Annotated in this window: 17 protein-coding genes; all 17 read left to right on the forward strand. The window is 54.2% G+C overall.

Features of this window, described 5'->3' with window-relative positions; genetic code table 11:
* The first annotated feature begins 16 nt into the window (after positions 1-16).
* The 17 genes from wcaA to wcaM all read left to right on the forward strand — a co-directional run bounded on the left by wcaA (position 17) and on the right by wcaM (position 18906).
* The gene (wcaA, locus tag AOY24_RS01565; protein ID WP_044258698.1) at positions 17-859 is read left to right on the forward strand and encodes a colanic acid biosynthesis glycosyltransferase WcaA; all 843 of its coding nucleotides are present in this window, start codon (positions 17-19) and stop codon (positions 857-859) included.
* Positions 860-861: 2 nt separating this feature from the next.
* A complete protein-coding gene (gene wcaB, locus AOY24_RS01570) occupies positions 862-1350 on the forward strand; it encodes a colanic acid biosynthesis acetyltransferase WcaB (protein ID WP_043000182.1) in 489 nt (162 codons plus the stop codon).
* Complete coding sequence (gene wcaC, locus AOY24_RS01575) at positions 1347-2564, forward strand: colanic acid biosynthesis glycosyltransferase WcaC (RefSeq protein WP_054176024.1); 1218 nt, start codon at positions 1347-1349, stop codon at positions 2562-2564. Before wcaB ends, wcaC begins: the two co-directional genes overlap by 4 nt.
* On the forward strand, positions 2539-3759 hold the full coding sequence (gene wcaD / locus AOY24_RS01580) for a colanic acid polymerase WcaD (protein ID WP_043000184.1): 1221 nt from the start codon (positions 2539-2541) through the stop codon (positions 3757-3759). The genes wcaC and wcaD overlap by 26 nt, the downstream gene beginning before the upstream one ends.
* Positions 3760-3772: 13 nt before the next feature.
* A complete protein-coding gene (gene wcaE / locus AOY24_RS01585; protein ID WP_043000185.1) occupies positions 3773-4519 on the forward strand; it encodes a colanic acid biosynthesis glycosyltransferase WcaE in 747 nt (248 codons plus the stop codon).
* Between the two features lie 16 nt (positions 4520-4535).
* Positions 4536-5081 carry a colanic acid biosynthesis acetyltransferase WcaF gene (wcaF, locus tag AOY24_RS01590; protein ID WP_043000186.1) on the forward strand — a complete coding sequence of 182 codons (546 nt, stop codon included), beginning with the start codon at positions 4536-4538 and terminating at the stop codon, positions 5079-5081.
* Positions 5082-5225: 144 nt separating this feature from the next.
* On the forward strand, positions 5226-6347 hold the full coding sequence (gene gmd, locus AOY24_RS01595; RefSeq protein WP_043000187.1) for a GDP-mannose 4,6-dehydratase: 1122 nt from the start codon (positions 5226-5228) through the stop codon (positions 6345-6347).
* Between the two features lie 2 nt (positions 6348-6349).
* Entirely contained in the window at positions 6350-7315 is a 966-nt protein-coding gene (locus AOY24_RS01600) for a GDP-L-fucose synthase (protein WP_054176025.1), read from the forward strand.
* A 2-nt stretch (positions 7316-7317) separates the two neighbouring features.
* Complete coding sequence (locus AOY24_RS01605) at positions 7318-7797, forward strand: GDP-mannose mannosyl hydrolase (RefSeq protein ID WP_043000189.1); 480 nt, start codon at positions 7318-7320, stop codon at positions 7795-7797.
* Positions 7794-9017, forward strand: a complete 1224-nt coding sequence (gene wcaI / locus AOY24_RS01610; RefSeq protein WP_054176026.1) for a colanic acid biosynthesis fucosyltransferase WcaI — start codon at positions 7794-7796, stop codon at positions 9015-9017. Before AOY24_RS01605 ends, wcaI begins: the two co-directional genes overlap by 4 nt.
* A gap of 3 nt (positions 9018-9020) precedes the next feature.
* Complete coding sequence (gene cpsB / locus AOY24_RS01615; RefSeq protein WP_043000191.1) at positions 9021-10457, forward strand: mannose-1-phosphate guanyltransferase; 1437 nt, start codon at positions 9021-9023, stop codon at positions 10455-10457.
* A 193-nt stretch (positions 10458-10650) separates the two neighbouring features.
* Positions 10651-12021, forward strand: a complete 1371-nt coding sequence (gene cpsG, locus AOY24_RS01620) for a colanic acid biosynthesis phosphomannomutase CpsG (protein ID WP_043000192.1) — start codon at positions 10651-10653, stop codon at positions 12019-12021.
* Between the two features lie 54 nt (positions 12022-12075).
* Positions 12076-13470, forward strand: coding sequence for an undecaprenyl-phosphate glucose phosphotransferase (gene wcaJ / locus AOY24_RS01625; RefSeq protein ID WP_043000193.1), 1395 nt, complete (start codon positions 12076-12078; stop codon positions 13468-13470).
* A gap of 9 nt (positions 13471-13479) precedes the next feature.
* Positions 13480-14958 carry a colanic acid undecaprenyl disphosphate flippase WzxC gene (gene wzxC, locus AOY24_RS01630; RefSeq protein ID WP_043000194.1) on the forward strand — a complete coding sequence of 493 codons (1479 nt, stop codon included), beginning with the start codon at positions 13480-13482 and terminating at the stop codon, positions 14956-14958.
* 35 nt (positions 14959-14993) lie between these two features.
* Positions 14994-16274, forward strand: coding sequence for a colanic acid biosynthesis pyruvyl transferase WcaK (gene wcaK, locus AOY24_RS01635; RefSeq protein WP_054176027.1), 1281 nt, complete (start codon positions 14994-14996; stop codon positions 16272-16274).
* Positions 16271-17491 carry a colanic acid biosynthesis glycosyltransferase WcaL gene (gene wcaL, locus AOY24_RS01640; RefSeq protein ID WP_043000196.1) on the forward strand — a complete coding sequence of 407 codons (1221 nt, stop codon included), beginning with the start codon at positions 16271-16273 and terminating at the stop codon, positions 17489-17491. Before wcaK ends, wcaL begins: the two co-directional genes overlap by 4 nt.
* 11 nt (positions 17492-17502) lie before the next feature.
* Entirely contained in the window at positions 17503-18906 is a 1404-nt protein-coding gene (wcaM, locus tag AOY24_RS01645; protein WP_054176028.1) for a colanic acid biosynthesis protein WcaM, read from the forward strand.
* The last annotated feature ends 26 nt before the right edge of the window (positions 18907-18932 follow it).

Raw genomic sequence — 18932 nt, forward strand, 5'->3', positions numbered from 1 at the left:
TTCCTGGGAAAAGAGCATGAATACAGAAAATCCGCTGATCTCCATTTATATGCCAACCTGGAACCGGCAGCAGCTCGCCATTCGGGCAATTAAATCGGTGCTGCGTCAGGACTATCCCCACTGGGAGATGATCATTGTTGATGATTGCTCTTCCTCTTATGAACAGCTACAGCAGTTTGTTGAGGGATTAAACGACCCGCGCGTACGTTACACCCATAATGAGATCAACTCTGGCGCCTGCGCGGTGCGTAATCAGGCCATCGTCCAGGCGCAAGGGCATTACATCACCGGTATTGATGATGATGATGAGTGGACGCCAAACCGTTTGAGCGTGTTCCTTGCCCATAAACATCAACTGGTGACTCACGCTTTTTTGTACGCCAACGATTATGTCTGCGAAGGCGAAGTTTACTCGCAGCCGGCGAGCCTGCCGCTGTATCCGAAATCCCCTTACTCGCGCCACCTGTTCTATAAACGCAACATCATTGGCAATCAGGTCTTTACCTGGGCGTGGCGGTTTAAAGAGTGCCTGTTCGATACCGAACTGAAAGCCGCGCAGGATTACGACATCTTTCTGCGGATGGTGGTGGAGTATGGCGAACCGTGGAAGGTGGAGGAGGCGACGCAGATCCTGCACGTTAATCATGGCGAAATGCAGATCACCTCGTCACCGAAGAAATTCTCTGGCTACTTCCATTTTTACCGCAAGCATAAAGATAAATTTGACCGCGCCAGTAAGAAATATCAGCTGTTTACGCTCTACCAGATCCGCAATAAGCGCATGACCTGGCGCACGTTGCTGACGCTGTTTTCACTGCGCAACGGCAAGCGTCTGGCTGACGGGCTGCGAGGACGTTAAGCATGCTGGAAGATATCCGCGCGAACAGCTGGAGCCTGCGCCCGTGCTGCATGGTGCTGGCCTACCGGGTTGCTCATTTCTGCTCCGTCTGGCGCAAAAAAAACGTGCTGAACAATCTGTGGGCCGCGCCGGTGCTGGTGCTGTATCGGCTGATAACCGAATGCCTGTTCGGCTATGAAATCCAGGCGGCGGCCACCATCGGACGGCGCTTCACCATTCATCATGGTTACGCCGTGGTGATTAACAAAAACGTGGTGGCCGGTGACGATTTCACGGTTCGTCATGGCGTCACTATCGGCAATCGTGGTGCTGACAGCCTGGCCTGTCCGGTGATAGGCAACGGCGTCGAACTGGGTGCCAACGTGATCGTGCTGGGTGACATCCGCATCGGAAATAACGTGACGATTGGCGCAGGCAGCGTGGTGCTCGACAGCATCCCGGACAATGCGCTGGTGGTGGGCGAGAAGGCCCGGGTGAAGGTAATTAAATGAATATTGTGCAATTTAATGTGCGACTGGCGGAAGGTGGTGCGGCTGGAGTGGCATTAGATCTGCATCAGCGCGCACTGCAAAAAGGGCTGACTTCGCAATTTATTTACGGCTACGGCAAGGGCGGGAAAAAGAGCGTCAGCCATAGCCACTATCCTCATGTCATCAAACAGACGCCGCGTCTGACATCAGTGGCTAATATCGCCCTGTTTCGCCTGTTCAATCGCGATCTGTTTGGCAATCTGAACAATCTCTATCGTACCGTGACCCGCACGTCAGGCCCGCTGGTGCTGCATTTTCACGTTCTGCACAGCTACTGGTTGAATCTGGCTGACGTGGTAGCGTTCTGCGAAAAGGTGAAAAACCACAAGCCGGACGTCACGCTGGTCTGGACACTGCACGATCACTGGAGTGTGACCGGGCGCTGCGCCTTTACCGACGGCTGCGAGGGGTGGAAAACCGGCTGCCAGAAATGCCCGACGCTGAGTAATTATCCGCCGGTGAAAGTTGACCGCGCGCATAACCTGGTCGATGGAAAACGCCAACTGTTCCGCCAGATGCTGGCGCTGGGTTGCCAGTTTATCTCTCCAAGCCAACACGTTGCCGATGCGTTTAACAGCCTGTACGGCGCGGGGCGCTGCCGCATTATCAATAATGGGATCGATGTGGCGACCGAAGCGATTCTGGCAGAATTGTCTCCGGTCAATGAGACCCCGGGGAAACCGAAAATTGCGATTGTGGCTCATGACCTGCGCTATGACGGAAAAACCAATCAGCGTCTGGTGCGCGACATGATAGCGCTGGGCGATAAGGTTGAACTGCATACCTTTGGCAAATTCTCGCCGTTTGACGGGGCAAACGTGGTGAATCACGGCTTCGAAACCGACAAACGCAAACTGATGAGCGCGCTCAACCAGATGGACGCGCTGGTGTTCAGCTCCCGCGTGGACAACTATCCACTGATTTTATGTGAAGCGTTATCAATCGGCGTGCCGGTGATCGCCACCCACAGCGACGCGGCGCAGGAAGTGCTGCGCAAGGCGGGCGGAAAAACGTTTTCCGCTGAAGAGGTGCTGTCACTGGTGCAGATGAACAAAACTGACATCGCGCAGACGGTTTTTGGTACCTCGCTCAGCGCCTTCCGCGAGCGCAGTCGTGCGGCGTACAGTGGTCAACAGATGCTGGAGGAATATGTCTCGTTCTATCAGAATCTGTAGCTATCTGCTGCTGCCGCTGATCTACCTGCTGGTCAACGTCAAAATTGCCCAACTGGGCGAAAGTTTCCCCATCACTATTGTCACTTTTTTACCCGTTTTACTGCTGCTGTACGTTGAACGAATCAGCATTAAGAAACTGATGATTGCATTAGGGATTGGTGCAGGGCTGACGGCGTTTAACTATCTGTTCGGTCAGTCGCTGGACGCCAGCAAATACGTCACCTCAACGATGCTGTTTGTCTATATCGTGATCATTATCGGTATGGTCTGGAGCATTCGCTTCAAAACCATCTCGCCGCATAACTACCGTAAGATCCTGCGCTTTTTCTATCTGGTAGTGGCGTTGGTGGTGGTGCTGGCGGCGGCGGAAATGGCGCAAATTATCCTGACCGGCGGCAGTAGCCTGATGGAAAGCATTTCGAAGTACCTTATTTACAGCAATAGCTATGTGTTGAATTTTATTAAATTTGGCGGCAAGCGAACCACCGCGCTCTATTTCGAACCGGCATTTTTTGCTCTGGCCTTAATCTCAATTTGGCTCAGCATCAAACAGTTTGGTATCAAAACGCCTAAAACCGATGCTATGATTCTGGCAGGGATAATATTATCAGGATCGTTTTCAGGGGTAATGACATTTATCCTGTTTTACCTGCTGGAATGGGCGTTCCAGTATCTGAATAAGGATGCGATAAAGAAAAAACTGCCGCTGGCGATAATCTCATTAGCCGTGTTTTTAGTAGGGGTGATATTTGCATTTCCTTATATCTCCACACGTCTTGGAGATTTAGGAACGGAAGGGTCGTCTTCTTATTATCGTATTGTCGGTCCGTTAGTGATGGTCGGTTATTCTTTAACCCATATTGATGGCGTCGTCAGATTTGGCTCACTTTACGAATATGTCGCATCATTCGGAATCTTTAACGGTGCAGATGTCGGGAAAACAATAGACAATGGTTTGTATCTGCTGATTATTTATTTTTCCTGGTTCGCGGTGTTAATGACGCTGTGGTACATGTGGAAAATCTTAAAAATGACGTTAAATGCATTTGGCGATAATCGGAATTTTCGGGTGCAACTTTATCTTTTTACACCGGTGTCACTGTTTTTTACCGGTTCGATATTTAGCCCGGAATATGCATTTTTAATCGTTTGTCCGTTTATTTTGCGCAAGGCGCTGAATATGACAAAAGTATGATGAGGTTAATTCTATGCTGCTCAGTATTATCACCGTCGCGTTTCGCAATCTGGACGGCATCGTCAAAACCCATGCGTCACTGGCGCATCTGGCGAAGGCGACCGACATCCGCTTTGAGTGGATCGTGGTGGACGGCGGTTCAAATGACGGTACGCAAGAATTTCTGGAAAACCTCTGCGGTAACTACCACTTACGTTTTGTCAGCGAACCGGATAACGGCATCTATGATGCGATGAACAAGGGCATTGAAATGGCGCGTGGCAAGTTCGCGCTGTTCCTTAACTCCGGCGATATCTTTCATCCGGATGTCGCCCACGTTGTACGTCAGTTACAGACACAAAAAGATGACGTGATGATTACCGGTGATGCGCTGCTCGATTTTGGCGATGGTCATAAAACGAAGCGTAGCGCGAAACCCGGTTGGTATATCTATCACAGTCTGCCGGCCAGCCATCAGGCGATCTTTTTCCCGCTGGCGGGACTAAAAGTCTGGCACTACGACCTGCAATATAAAGTGTCATCGGATTATGCGCTGGCCGCCAGATTGTATAAAGAAGGTTATGACTTTAAAAAACTGGACGGTCTGGTCTCTGAATTTTCAATGGGCGGTGTGTCAACGACGAATAATCTGGAATTATGCGAAGACGCCAAAAAAGTGCAGCGTCAGATATTACGCGTGCCGGGTTTTTGGGCTGAATTATCGAAGCTATTACGCTTACGTACGACAGGTAAAACGAAAGCCTTATATAACAAAGCCTGAAATATAAGGATTAATGATGCAGGATTTACGTGGTTTCTCCGTACCGAAAGGATTTCGCGGCGGAAATGTAATTAAAGTGCAATTGTGGTGGGCCGTACAGGCAACATTATTTTCCTGGTCACCGCAGGTGTTATATCGCTGGCGCGCTTTTTTGCTCCGTCTGTTTGGCGCGAAAATAGGAAAAAACGTAGTCATTCGACCGTCGGTGAAAATTACCTATCCGTGGAAATTAACCATTGGTGATTATGCCTGGGTAGGGGATGACGTCAATTTATATACGCTCGGCGATATTACGATTGGCGCCCATGCGGTGGTTTCGCAGAAAAGCTATTTGTGTACCGGCAGTCACGATCATACCAGCGCGCATTTTGATATTAACGCCACCCCGATTGTGATTGGCGATAAATGCTGGCTGGCAACGGATGTGTTTGTGGCGCCAGGCGTAACGATAGGCGATGGCACTGTCGTTGGTGCGCGCAGCAGTGTTTTTAAATCGCTACCGGCAAATATGATTTGCCGTGGCAATCCCGCAGTTGTGATACGCGAACGCGTTGAAAAGTAATCAGTTTCCCCGTCATGTTTCGGGCTGTAGCAGTGTTGGCTTTCCTTGATTATCCGGTCACTTACTTCTGTAAGCTCCTGGATAAGCGGCGTCACCGCCTTGCTATAACCCGAACGATTTAGGGAATAATTAAGAGGTAATAAAATGTCTAAAGTCGCTCTCATTACCGGCGTTACCGGGCAGGATGGTTCTTACCTGGCAGAACTTCTGCTGGAAAAAGGTTATGAAGTTCACGGTATTAAGCGTCGTGCGTCTTCATTTAACACCGAGCGCGTGGATCACATCTATCAGGATCCGCATGCGAGCAACCCGAAATTCCATCTGCACTACGGTGACCTGACGGACTCCTCCAACCTGACGCGTATTCTGCAGGAAGTGCAGCCGGATGAAGTCTACAACCTGGGTGCGATGAGCCACGTTGCGGTTTCCTTCGAATCGCCGGAATACACCGCCGATGTGGATGCGATGGGAACGCTGCGTCTGCTGGAAGCCATCCGCTTCCTCGGTCTGGAAAAGAAAACCCGTTTCTATCAGGCATCGACCTCTGAGCTGTACGGTCTGGTGCAGGAAATCCCGCAAAAAGAGACCACGCCATTCTACCCGCGCTCGCCGTATGCGGTCGCCAAACTTTACGCCTACTGGATCACCGTCAACTACCGTGAATCCTATGGTATCTACGCCTGTAACGGCATCCTGTTTAACCATGAATCGCCGCGTCGTGGCGAAACCTTCGTCACCCGTAAAATCACCCGCGCGATTGCTAACATCGCTCAGGGGCTGGAGTCCTGCCTGTATCTCGGCAACATGGATTCCCTGCGTGACTGGGGCCATGCGAAAGACTACGTCAAAATGCAGTGGATGATGCTGCAACAGGAACAGCCGGAAGACTTCGTGATCGCGACCGGCGTGCAGTACTCCGTGCGTCAGTTCGTCGAAATGGCGGCGGCCCAGCTGGGGATCAAACTGCGCTTTGAAGGCGAAGGCGTGGAAGAGAAAGGGATTGTGGTTTCTGTCACCGGTCATGACGCGCCAGGCGTGAAACCGGGTGATGTGATTGTGGCCGTTGATCCGCGCTACTTCCGTCCGGCAGAAGTGGAAACCCTGCTGGGTGACCCGAGCAAAGCGCATGAGAAGCTGGGCTGGAAACCGGAAATTACGTTGCAGGAAATGGTCTCCGAGATGGTCGCTAAAGATCTGGAAGCGGCGAAGAAACACTCCCTGCTGAAATCTCATGGCTACGAGGTTGCCATCGCGCTGGAGTCCTGAGAATGAGCAAACAACGTATTTTTATTGCTGGTCATCGCGGAATGGTGGGTTCCGCGATTGCCCGCCAGCTTGCGCAGCGTGGTGATGTGGAGCTGGTGCTGCGCACCCGCGATGAGCTGAACCTGCTGGACAGCAAGGCAGTGCTGGATTTCTTTGCCACTGAGTGTATCGATCAGGTTTATCTGGCGGCGGCGAAGGTGGGTGGTATTGTTGCCAATAACACGTATCCGGCCGATTTCATCTTTGAAAATATGATGATGGAAAGCAACATCATTCACGCCGCGCATCTGCATAACGTGAATAAGCTGCTGTTCCTCGGTTCGTCCTGTATCTATCCCAAACTGGCAAAACAGCCGATGGCGGAGAGTGAACTGTTGCAGGGCACGCTGGAACCAACCAACGAGCCGTATGCCATTGCCAAGATTGCCGGTATCAAACTGTGCGAGTCATACAACCGCCAGTACGGGCGCGACTATCGTTCCGTGATGCCGACCAACCTGTATGGTCCACATGACAACTTCCATCCGAGCAATTCGCACGTGATCCCGGCGTTGCTGCGTCGTTTCCACGAAGCGACCATGCAGAATGCGGCGGACGTGGTGGTGTGGGGCAGCGGGACGCCGATGCGTGAGTTTCTGCACGTCGATGATATGGCCGCCGCCAGCATCCATGTGATGGAACTGGACAGCGAAGTCTGGCAGGAGAACACCCAGCCGATGCTGTCGCACATTAACGTCGGTACGGGCGTGGATTGCACCATTCGCGAACTGGCGCAGACCATCGCTCAGGTTGTGGGCTACAAGGGCCGCGTGGTGTTTGACGCGACGAAGCCGGACGGTACGCCACGAAAACTGCTGGATGTGACCCGTTTGCATCAGCTGGGCTGGTATCACGAGATCTCACTGGAAGCGGGCCTTGCCAGCACATATCAGTGGTTCCTTGAGAATCAGCATCGGTTCCGGGGGTAAACATGTTTTTACGTCAGGAAGATTTTGCCACCGTCGTGCGTTCCACGCCGCTTGTCTCCCTCGATTTGATCGTGGAAAACGCGCAGGGGGAATTTCTGCTGGGTAAACGACTGAACCGACCGGCGCAGGGCTTCTGGTTCGTGCCCGGTGGCCGGGTGCAAAAAGATGAGCCGCTGAGTGCGGCCTTCGAACGCCTGACCGAAGCCGAACTGGGGCTACGTTTGCCGCTGTCTGCCGGGGAGTTTTATGGCGTCTGGCAGCATTTCTATGACGACAACTTTTCCGGTGAAGACTTCTCAACGCATTACATCGTGCTCGGTTTCCGTCTGCGGGTGCAGGCGCATGATTTGCCTCTGCCTGACGCGCAGCACGGCGCTTACTGCTGGCTGACGCCCGCGGCGTTGCTGGCTAGCGACAACGTCCATGACAACAGTCGGGCGTATTTTTTGCCGGAATGTCAGGCTAAGGCGCTGGGATTATGAGGATCCTTGTGTATGGCATCAACTACTCACCGGAATTAACCGGCATCGGTAAATACACCGGTGAAATGGTGGAGTGGATGGCGCGCGAAGGCCATGACGTGCGGGTTATCACCGCGCCGCCGTATTACCCGCAGTGGAAAGTGGGCGAGCGCTATTCAGCCTGGCGCTATCGCCGGGAAGAGGGGGATGCCACTGTCTGGCGCTGCCCACTGTATGTGCCAAAGCAGCCGTCAACACTGAAACGATTACTGCATCTGGGCAGCTTCGCCCTCAGCAGCTTTTTCCCGCTGATGGCGCAGCGTCGCTGGAAGCCGGATCGCATTATTGGCGTGGTGCCCACGCTGTTTTGTACGCCGGGAATGCGGCTGCTGGCGAAACTCTCAGGCGCCCGCACGCTGCTGCACATTCAGGATTATGAAGTCGATGCGATGCTGGGGCTCGGTCTGGCAGGCAACGGTAAAACCGGCAAAGTGGCACAGCTGGCGACCGCTTTCGAGCGTAGCGGTCTGCATAACGTCGACAATGTCTCCACCATCTCCCGCTCAATGATGAATAAAGCCCAGGCGAAAGGGGTGGCGGCAGAGAAAGTGATCTTCTTCCCTAACTGGTCAGAAGTCGCCCGTTTTCAGAATGTTAACGATGACGAGGTTATCAGACTCCGCCAACAGCTTGGTTTGCCGGATGACAAAAAAATCATTCTTTACTCCGGCAATATCGGCGAGAAGCAAGGGCTGGAAAACGTGATTGCGGCGGCGGAACAACTGCGTGAGCAGCCGCTGGTTTTCGCTATCGTCGGGCAGGGCGGCGGCAAAGCGCGTCTGGAGAAAATGGCCCGCGAGCGCGGTCTGCGCAACGTTCTGTTTTTCCCGTTGCAGCCTTACGAGGCGCTACCTGCGCTATTGAAGATGGGCGATTGCCACCTGGTGGTGCAAAAACGCGGGGCGGCGGATGCCGTTCTGCCCTCCAAGCTGACCAATATTCTGGCGGTGGGCGGCAATGCGGTGATTACCGCAGAACCGGAGACGGAACTCGGCCAGCTTTGCGACCGCTATGCAGGCATTGCGGTGTGCGTTGAGCCGGAATCGGTCGATGCGCTGGTGGCAGGGATAACGATGGCGCTCACCATGCCAAAAAACAACACGGTGGCACGTGAATATGCCGAACGCACGCTCGATAAAGAGAATGTGCTACGTCAATTTATGAATGATATTCGGGATTAAATTATGAGTCAGACAACACTCTATCCGGTTGTGATGGCCGGTGGCTCCGGTAGCCGCTTATGGCCGCTTTCCCGTGTACTTTATCCTAAGCAGTTCTTGTGCCTGAAAGGCGATCTCACCATGCTGCAAACGACCATTTGTCGTCTTAACGGCGTGGAGTGCGAAAGTCCGGTGGTGATCTGCAACGAGCAGCATCGTTTTATCGTCGCGGAGCAATTGCGTCAGCTTAATAAACTGACGGAGAACATTATTCTTGAACCGGCGGGACGTAATACCGCGCCGGCCATTGCATTAGCGGCACTGGCGGCAAAACGTCACAGTCCGGACTGCGACCCGCTGATGCTGGTGTTGGCGGCAGACCACGTGATTGCCAACGAAGAGGCCTTTCGCGACGCGGTGCGCAACGCAATGCCGTACGCCGAAGCCGGAAAGCTGGTCACGTTTGGTATCGTTCCGGATCTGCCGGAAACGGGCTACGGCTATATCCGTCGTGGCGATGTCACCCCCGGCGTTAACGATGCCGTGGCGTTTGACGTTGCGCAGTTTGTGGAAAAACCGAGTCTGGAAACAGCGCAGGCCTATGTCGCCAGCGGTGATTATTACTGGAACAGCGGGATGTTCCTGTTCCGTGCCGGACGCTATCTGGAAGAGCTGAAAAAATACCGTCCCGATATCCTGGAAGCCTGCGAAAACGCGATGAGCGTGGTCGATCCGGATCTCGATTTCATCCGCGTGGATGAAGCATCGTTCCTGGCGTGTCCGGAAGAATCTGTCGATTACGCAGTAATGGAACGCACGGCGGATGCGGTGGTGATGCCGATGGATGCGGGCTGGAGCGATGTCGGCTCCTGGTCCTCGCTGTGGGAAATCAGCGCCCATACCGCCGAGGGAAACGTCCATCACGGCGACGTCATCAGCCATAAAACGGAAAACAGCTACGTCTATGCCGAATCGGGACTGGTGACCACCGTCGGCGTGAAAGACCTGGTGGTGGTGCAGACCAAAGACGCTGTGCTGATTGCCGACCGTAACGCGGTGCAGGACGTCAAAAAAGTGGTTGAACAAATCAAAGCCGATGGCCGCCACGAACACCATATTCACCGCGAAGTGTACCGTCCGTGGGGGAAATATGACTCCATCGACGCCGGTGACCGCTATCAGGTCAAACGCATCACCGTGAAACCAGGGGAAGGGCTGTCGGTACAGATGCACCACCACCGCGCCGAACACTGGGTGGTGGTGGCGGGTACCGCCAAAGTCACCATTGACGGTGAGATCAAACTGCTCGGTGAAAACGAGTCTGTCTACATTCCGCTGGGAGCCACCCACTGTCTGGAAAACCCAGGGAAAATTCCACTCGATCTGATTGAAGTGCGCTCAGGTTCTTACCTCGAAGAGGATGATGTGGTGCGGTTTGAGGATCGCTACGGCCGGGTGTGACGCCCTAACCATCATCTTTCGCGCCGCAGATGCGTTGGCTTCCTTTACGCACCCCGGTCACTTCGTTGACTAAGCTCCCGGGGATACGCGCAGTCGCCGCCTTCCTGCAACGCGAAATCTAATGGTTATGTACTTTACAAAAAATATCTCCAGTCCGGAGAGGGACAACTGTTGCCTGAATAAGGGTAAAAACATGACAAAATTAACCTGTTTCAAAGCCTACGATATTCGCGGCAGGCTGGGCGAAGAGCTGAATGAAGAGATTGCGTGGCGGATTGGTCGCGCTTACGGCGAATTTTTGAAGCCGAAAACCATTGTGCTGGGCGGCGACGTGCGTCTGACCAGTGAGGCGCTGAAGCTGGCGCTGGCAAAAGGGTTGCAGGATGCCGGCGTTGACGTGCTGGATATCGGCCTGTCGGGCACCGAAGAGATCTACTTCGCGACTTTCCACCTTGGCGTGGACGGCGGGATTGAAGTCACCGCCAGCCACAACCCGATGGACTACAACGGCATGAAGCTGGTGCGCGAAGGCGCGCGTCCCATCAGTGGCGATACCGGTCTGCGTGACGTGCAGCGTCTGGCCGAGGCCAACGACTTCCCGCCGGTGAACCCCGCGCAGCGCGGAAGCTATAAGCAAATCTCCCTGCGTGATGCCTATATCGACCATCTGTTCGGCTACATCAATGTTAAAAACCTCACCCCGCTGAAGCTGGTGATCAACTCCGGTAACGGCGCGGCAGGCCCGGTGGTGGACGCCATCGACGCGCGCTTTCAGGCGCTGGGCGTGCCGGTAGAATTGATCAAAGTGCATAACACCCCGGACGGCAACTTCCCGAACGGCATTCCTAATCCGCTGTTGCCGGAGTGTCGCGCCGATACCCGCAATGCGGTGATTGAACATGGCGCGGATATGGGGATTGCCTTTGACGGTGATTTCGACCGCTGCTTCCTGTTCGACGAGAAAGGCCAGTTCATCGAGGGTTACTACATTGTCGGCCTGCTGGCGGAAGCGTTCCTCGAAAAACAGCCGGGCGCCAAAATCATTCACGACCCGCGTCTGTCCTGGAACACGGTGGATGTGGTGAAAGCGGCGGGCGGCACGCCGGTGATGTCGAAAACCGGTCACGCTTTCATTAAAGAGCGGATGCGCCACGAAGACGCCATCTACGGCGGCGAGATGAGCGCCCACCACTATTTCCGTGATTTTGCTTACTGCGACAGCGGAATGATCCCGTGGTTGCTGGTGGCGGAACTGGTGTGTCTGAAGGGACAGTCACTGGGTGAACTGGTACGAGACCGGATGGCGGCATTCCCGGCGAGCGGCGAAATCAACAGCAAGCTGGAGGAACCGGCGGCAGCGATTTCTCGGGTGGAACAACACTTTGCCAGCGAGGCGCTGGCGGTGGACAGAACCGACGGGATCAGCATGTCGTTCGTCGACTGGCGTTTCAACCTGCGCTCCTCCAACACCGAACCGGTGGTACGCCTGAACGTGGAGTCACGCGGCGATATTCCGCTGATGGAAGCGCGAACGCGCACTCTGCTGGCGTTACTGAATCAGTAAGGTCAGATCTTCCCTTACCCGCTGGCGGGTAAGGGGCTAATAACAGGAACAACGATGACAAATCTAAAAAAGCGCGAACGGGCCAAAACCAATGCATCGTTAATCTCTATGGTGCAACGCTTTTCAGATATCACCATCATGTTTGGCGGGCTGTGGGTCGTCTGCGAAGTCAGTGGACTGCCTTTCCTGTATATGCACCTGTTGGTGGCGCTGATCACGTTGGTTGTTTTCCAGATGCTGGGTGGCATAACCGATTTCTATCGCTCATGGCGCGGCGTCAAAATTTCCACTGAACTGACTCTCCTGCTGCAAAACTGGACGCTGAGCCTCGTCTTTAGCGCCGGTCTGGTGGCATTCAATCAGGATTTCGATAACCGCCTCGCGGTCTGGCTGGCGTGGTATCTGCTGACCAGCGTCGGACTGGTCTTCTGCCGATCGTTTATTCGCATCGGTGCAGGATGGCTACGCAACCGTGGCTACAACACGCGTCGGGTGGCCGTCGCGGGCGATCTGCCTGCCGGACGGGCGCTGCTCGATAGCTTCCGCAACGAACCGTGGTTAGGTTTTGAGGTAGTTGGCGTTTATCACGATCCGAAACCGGGCGGCGTTACCTCTGACTGGGCAGGTAACCTCGAACAACTGGTTGAAGACGCGAAAGCGTCACGCATCCATAACGTCTACATTGCGATGGCGATGTGCGACGGCGCGCGGGTGAAAAAACTGGTGCGCGAACTGGCGGATACCACCTGTTCGGTGATTCTCATTCCGGACGTGTTTACCTTCAACATTCTGCATTCCCGCATCGAAGAGGTGAGTGGCGTGCCGGTGGTGCCGCTGTATGACACGCCGCTGTCGGGTATCAACCGTCTGCTTAAGCGTGCGGAAGATATCGTGCTGGCGTCGCTGATCCTGCTGCTGATCTCACCGGTGTTGTGCTGCATTGCGCTGGCGGTGAAGCTGAGTTCGCCGGGGCCGATCATCTTCCGTCAGACCCGTTATGGCATGGACGGTAAACCGATCAACGTGTGGAAATTCCGCTCAATGAAGGTGATGGAAAACGACAAGGTCGTCACACAGGCGACGCAGAACGATCCGCGCGTCACCCGAGTGGGGAATTTCCTGCGTCGTACCTCGCTGGATGAACTACCGCAGTTTATTAATGTGCTGACCGGTGGCATGTCTATCGTCGGGCCGCGTCCGCATGCGGTGGCGCATAACGAACAGTATCGTCAACTGATTGAAGGCTACATGCTACGCCACAAGGTGAAGCCGGGGATCACCGGTTGGGCGCAAATCAACGGCTGGCGCGGTGAAACTGACACGCTGGAGAAAATGGAAAAACGCGTGGAGTACGATCTGGAGTACATCCGCGAGTGGAGCGTGTGGTTCGACATCAAGATCGTTTTTCTGACGGTGTTTAAGGGCTTTGTTAACAAAGCGGCGTACTGAGGAACGGTCATGAGCTTACGTGAAAAAACCATCAGCGGCGCGAAGTGGTCGGCGATTGCCACGGTGATCATTATCAGCCTTGGGCTTATCCAGATGACGGTACTGGCGCGGATCGTCGATAACCACCAGTTCGGCCTGCTGACCGTGTCGCTGGTGATCATTGCGCTGGCCGATACGCTGTCTGACTTCGGTATTGCCAACTCCATTATTCAGCGCAAGGCGATAAGCCATCTTGAGCTGACCACGCTGTACTGGCTGAACGTCGGGTTGGGAATCATCGTCTGTGTGGCGGTCTTCCTGCTTAGCGATGTGATTAGCAATGTGCTGCATAACCCGGATCTGGCGCCGCTGATTAAAACGCTGTCGCTGGCGTTTGTGGTGATCCCGCACGGGCAGCAGTTCCGCGCGCTGATGCAGAAAGAGCTGGAGTTCAACAAGATTGGGATGATTGAAACCAGCGCTGTACTGGCAGGCTTTACGTTTACCGTTGTCAGCGCGCATTTCTGGCCGCTGGCGATGACGGCCATACTCGGTTACCTGGTAAATAGCGCGGTGCGCACGCTGTTGTTTGGCTATTTTGGCCGCAAGATCTACCGTCCGGGTCTGCACTTTTCGCTGGCGTCCGTTTCGTCGAATTTGCGCTTTGGTGCGTGGCTGACGGCGGACAGCATCATCAACTACGTCAACACCAACCTTTCCACGCTGGTGCTGGCGCGTATTCTCGGGGCCGGCGTCGCAGGGGGCTATAACCTGGCGTATAACGTGGCAGTGGTGCCGCCGATGAAGCTCAACCCTATCATCACCCGCGTGCTGTTTCCGGCATTTGCCAAAATTCAGGACGACACCCAGAAGCTGCGCGTGAACTTCTACAAACTGCTTTCCGTGGTGGGCATTATCAACTTCCCGGCTTTGCTGGGCCTGATGGTGGTTGCTAATAATTTTGTGCCGCTGGTCTTTGGCGAGAAGTGGAACAGCATCATTCCTGTGCTGCAACTGCTGTGCGTGGTGGGGTTGCTGCGCTCGGTTGGTAATCCGATTGGTTCGCTGTTGATGGCGAAAGCGCGGGTAGACATCAGCTTTAAATTCAATGTGTTTAAAACGTTCCTGTTCATCCCGGCGATTATTGTCGGCGGGCAGATGGCGGGCGCAATTGGCGTGACGCTGGGCTTCCTGCTGGTGCAAATTATCAACACCATTCTGAGCTATTTCGTGATGATCAAACCGGTGCTGGGTTCCAGCTACCGCCAGTACATTCTGAGCCTGTGGCTGCCGTTCTATCTCTCATTGCCGACGCTGGCGGTGAGCTACGGTCTGGGTATCGCGTTACAGGGACATCTGTCGCTCGGTGTGCTGCTGGCGACGCAGATTGCCGCCGGTGCGCTGGCGTTCGCGGTGATGATCGTGCTCTCACGCCATCCGCTGGTGGTGGAGATGAAGCGCCAGTTTTGTCGCAGCGAAAAAATGAAAACCTTGCTTCGTGCAGGATAAGTTTTGCCGGATGGCAACGATTTTAAGAGGGTGAAATGAAATTATTGATTCTGGGCAACCATACCTGCGGCAACCGTGGCGACAGTGCGATTTTACGTGGTCTGCTGGACGCCATTCACCGCCTCGAGCCTGACGCGGAAGTGGATGTGATGAGCCGCTACCCGGTGAGTTCGTCCTGGCTTTTGAACCGTCCGGTGATGGGCGATCCGCTCTTTTTACAGATGAAACAGCACAACAGCGCGGCTGGCGTAGTGGGGCGGGTGAAAAAAATCCTCCGTCGTCGCTATCAGCATCAGGTGCTGCTTTCCCGCGTTACCGATACCGGCAAACTGCGCAATATCGCGATTGCTCAGGGTTTTACCGATTTCGTGCGTTTGCTTTCGGGTTATGACGCTATCGTTCAGGTGGGCGGTTCATTCTTCGTCGACTTGTACGGTGTTCCGCAGTTTGAACACGCGCTGTGTACCTTTATGGCGAAAAAACCACTATACATGGTCGGTCACAGCGTCGGTCCGTTCCAGGACCCGCAATTTAATCAACTGGCCAACTATGTTTTCGGCCACTGTGATGCACTGATCCTGCGGGAGTCGGTCAGCCTGGAGCTGATGAAACGCAGTGAAATCACCACCGAAAAAGTGGAGCACGGCGTGGATACCGCCTGGCTGGTGGATCATCATGATGAAGATTTTACGCCGGGCTATGCCGTTCAACACTGGCTGAGCGTAGCGGTGCAGCAGAAAACGGTGGCAATTACTCTGCGAGAACTGGCGCCGTTTGATAAACGCCTGGGCACCACGCAGGAGGCTTATGAGAAGGCCTTCGCTGGTGTGGTCAACCGTATTCTGGATGAGGGCTATCAGGTTATCGCACTGTCTACCTGTACCGGCATTGACAGCTATAACAAAGATGACCGCATGGTGGCGCTGAATCTGCGCCAGTACGTCAGCGACCCGACGCGTTACCACGTGGTGATGGATGAACTCAATGATCTGGAAATGGGCAAGATCCTCGGCGCATGCGATCTGACGGTTGGCACACGCCTGCATTCCGCCATTATCTCGATGAACTTCGCGACGCCTGCTATTGCGATTAATTACGAGCACAAATCGGCGGGCATCATGCAGCAACTGGGGATGCCGGAGATGGCGATAGATATCCGTCATCTGCTGGATGGCAGTCTGCAAGCGATGGTGGCGGATACGCTCGGACAGTTGCCGCAGATCAATGAGCGTCTTGCCCAGGCGGTGCGTCGCGAGCGTGAACAGGGATACCGTATGGTGGAGTCGGTGTTAACGCGCATCGGGGAGGGGAAATGAAGGTCAGCTTTTTTTTACTGAAATTTCCGCTGTCGTCGGAAACCTTCGTCCTCAACCAGATTACCGCGTTTATCGACATGGGTTTTGACGTTGAGATTGTCGCCCTGCAAAAAGGTGACACGCAAAATACGCATGCCGCCTGGGAAAAATATGGCCTGGCGGCCAGAACGCGCTGGCTACAGGACGAGCCGCCGGGACGTCTGGCAAAGCTGCGCACTCGGGCAGTGAAAACGCTGTCAGGACTGCACCGGGCGACGACGTGGAAATCCCTCAACTTCTCTCGCTACGGCGATGAATCACGTAACCTGATCCTCTCTTCAATCTGTGCGCAGATAAGTCAACCCCTGCGTGCGGATGTCTTTATCGCCCACTTTGGTCCGGCGGGCGTAACGGCGGCGAAGCTGCGTGAGCTGGGCGTTATTCAGGGCAAGATTGCGACGATTTTTCACGGTATTGATATTTCCAGTCGGGAAGTTCTTAACCATTACACGCCGGAGTACCAGCAACTGTTCCGTCGTGGCGATCTGATGTTGCCGATTAGCGATCTCTGGGCTGGAAGGCTGAAAAGCATGGGCTGTCCGCCGGAGAAGATTGCCGTTTCACGGATGGGCGTGGATATGACGCGCTTTACGCACCGGCCAGTGAAAGCCCCCGGTACGCCGCTGGAGATTATCTCTGTTGCGCGACTGACTGAGAAAAAAGGACTGCATGTGGCGATAGAGGCCTGCCGCCAGTTGAAGGAGCAGGGTGTGGCGTTTCGTTATCGCATTCTGGGTATGGGTCCCTGGGAGCGGCGATTGCGCACGTTGATTGAGCAGTATCAGCTTGATGACGTGATTGAGATGCCGGGATTTAAGCCCAGCCATGAAGTGAAAACGATGCTGGATAACGCGGATGTCTTTCTGTTGCCGTCGATTACCGGCACGGATGGCGACATGGAAGGCATTCCCGTTGCGTTGATGGAAGCGATGGCGGTGGGGATCCCGGTGGTCTCTACCGTTCACAGTGGGATCCCGGAGCTGGTGGATGCCGGGGAATCCGGCTGGCTGGTACCGGAAAACGACGCCCATGCGCTGGCGCAACAGCTCGCGTTGTTCAGCCAACTTGACCACCAGACGCTGGAACCCATCATCCAGCGCGCGCGTGAAAAAGTTGAACATGATTTTAATCAGCAGGTGATCAATCGTCAGTTGGCCAGCCTGCTGCAAACGATGTAAACCGAGGTTGTATGCCAGAGAAAACACTCTCCCGACGTACCTTCCTGACGGCAAGCTCCGCGCTTGCCGTACTTCCTGTCCTCCATTCACCTTTTGCCCGCGCTGTTGCGTCCCGCAAAACCGTCAATATTCAGGATTACAATGCGAAAGACTGGATTGCCTCCTTTCGACAGGCCTTCAGCGACGCAGAGACCGTGGTGGTGCCAGCGGGACTGGTGTGCGAGAACATCAATACCGGCATTTTTATCCCACCGGGAAAAACGCTGCATGTGCTGGGCCGCCTGAGCGGTAATGGGCGTGGTCGCTTTGTGTTGCAGGAGGGATGTCAGGTCACTGGCGAGAAGGGGGGGAGCCTGCACAATATTACGCTGGATGTACGCGGTTCCGATTGTGTGATTAACGGCCTTGCGATGAGCGGTTTCGGGCCGGTGACGCAGATTTATATTGGTGGGAAAAAGCCGCGCGTGATGCGCAATCTGGTCATCGATAATCTCAACGTGACCCAGGCCAACTATGCGATTCTGCGTCAGGGATTCCACAATCAGGTCGATGGCGCGCGTATTACCCACTGTCGTTTCAGCGACTTACAGGGCGACGCCATTGAATGGAATGTCGCTATTAACGATCGCAATATCCTGATTTCTGACCACGTCATTGAACGGATCAACTGTACCAACGGCAAGATTAACTGGGGGATTGGCATTGGGCTTGCGGGGAGCACCTACGACAACACCTATCCGGAGCAGCAGACGGTTAAAAATTTTGTGGTCGCCAACATTACCGGATCAGATTGTCGGCAACTGGTGCATGTCGAGAACGGCAAACATTTTGTGATTCGCAATGTGAAGGCGAAGAACATCACCCCGGATTTCAGCAAGAAGGCCGGCATCGACAATGCGACGGTTGCCATTTACGGTTGCGATAATTTTGTGATTGATAATGTCGATATGGTTAACAGTGCCGGGATGCTCATTGGCTATGGCGTGGTCAAAGGGAAATATCTCTCCATCCCGCAAAATTTCAAACTCAACCATATCTCCCTTGATAACACGCAGCTTGAATATAAATTGCGCGGCATTCAAATATCGTCGGGTAATGCCACCTCCTTCGTTGCACTGACCAATATCGAGATGAAACGCGCGACGCTGGAGTTGCATAATCAGCCGCAGCATCTTTTTCTGCGCAATATCAAGGTGATGCAAGAGTCAGCAACGGGACCGGCGCTGAAGATGCACTTTGATCTGCGCAAAGACGTGCGCGGTAAGTTTATGGCGAAAGACGACACGCTGCTGTCGTTGGCAAACGTACATGCGGTGAATGAGAAGGGGCAAAGCTCAGTGGATATAGACCGCATAAACCATCATGTGGTGAACGTTGATGCGATCAACTTCCGCTTACCGGAGGGGAGGGGGTGATGCAACCCGCCATAATCTTACTGGAT

The organism is Citrobacter sp. CtB7.12 (assembly GCF_001297795.1).
GTDB classification, from domain to species: domain Bacteria; phylum Pseudomonadota; class Gammaproteobacteria; order Enterobacterales; family Enterobacteriaceae; genus Citrobacter_A; species Citrobacter_A amalonaticus.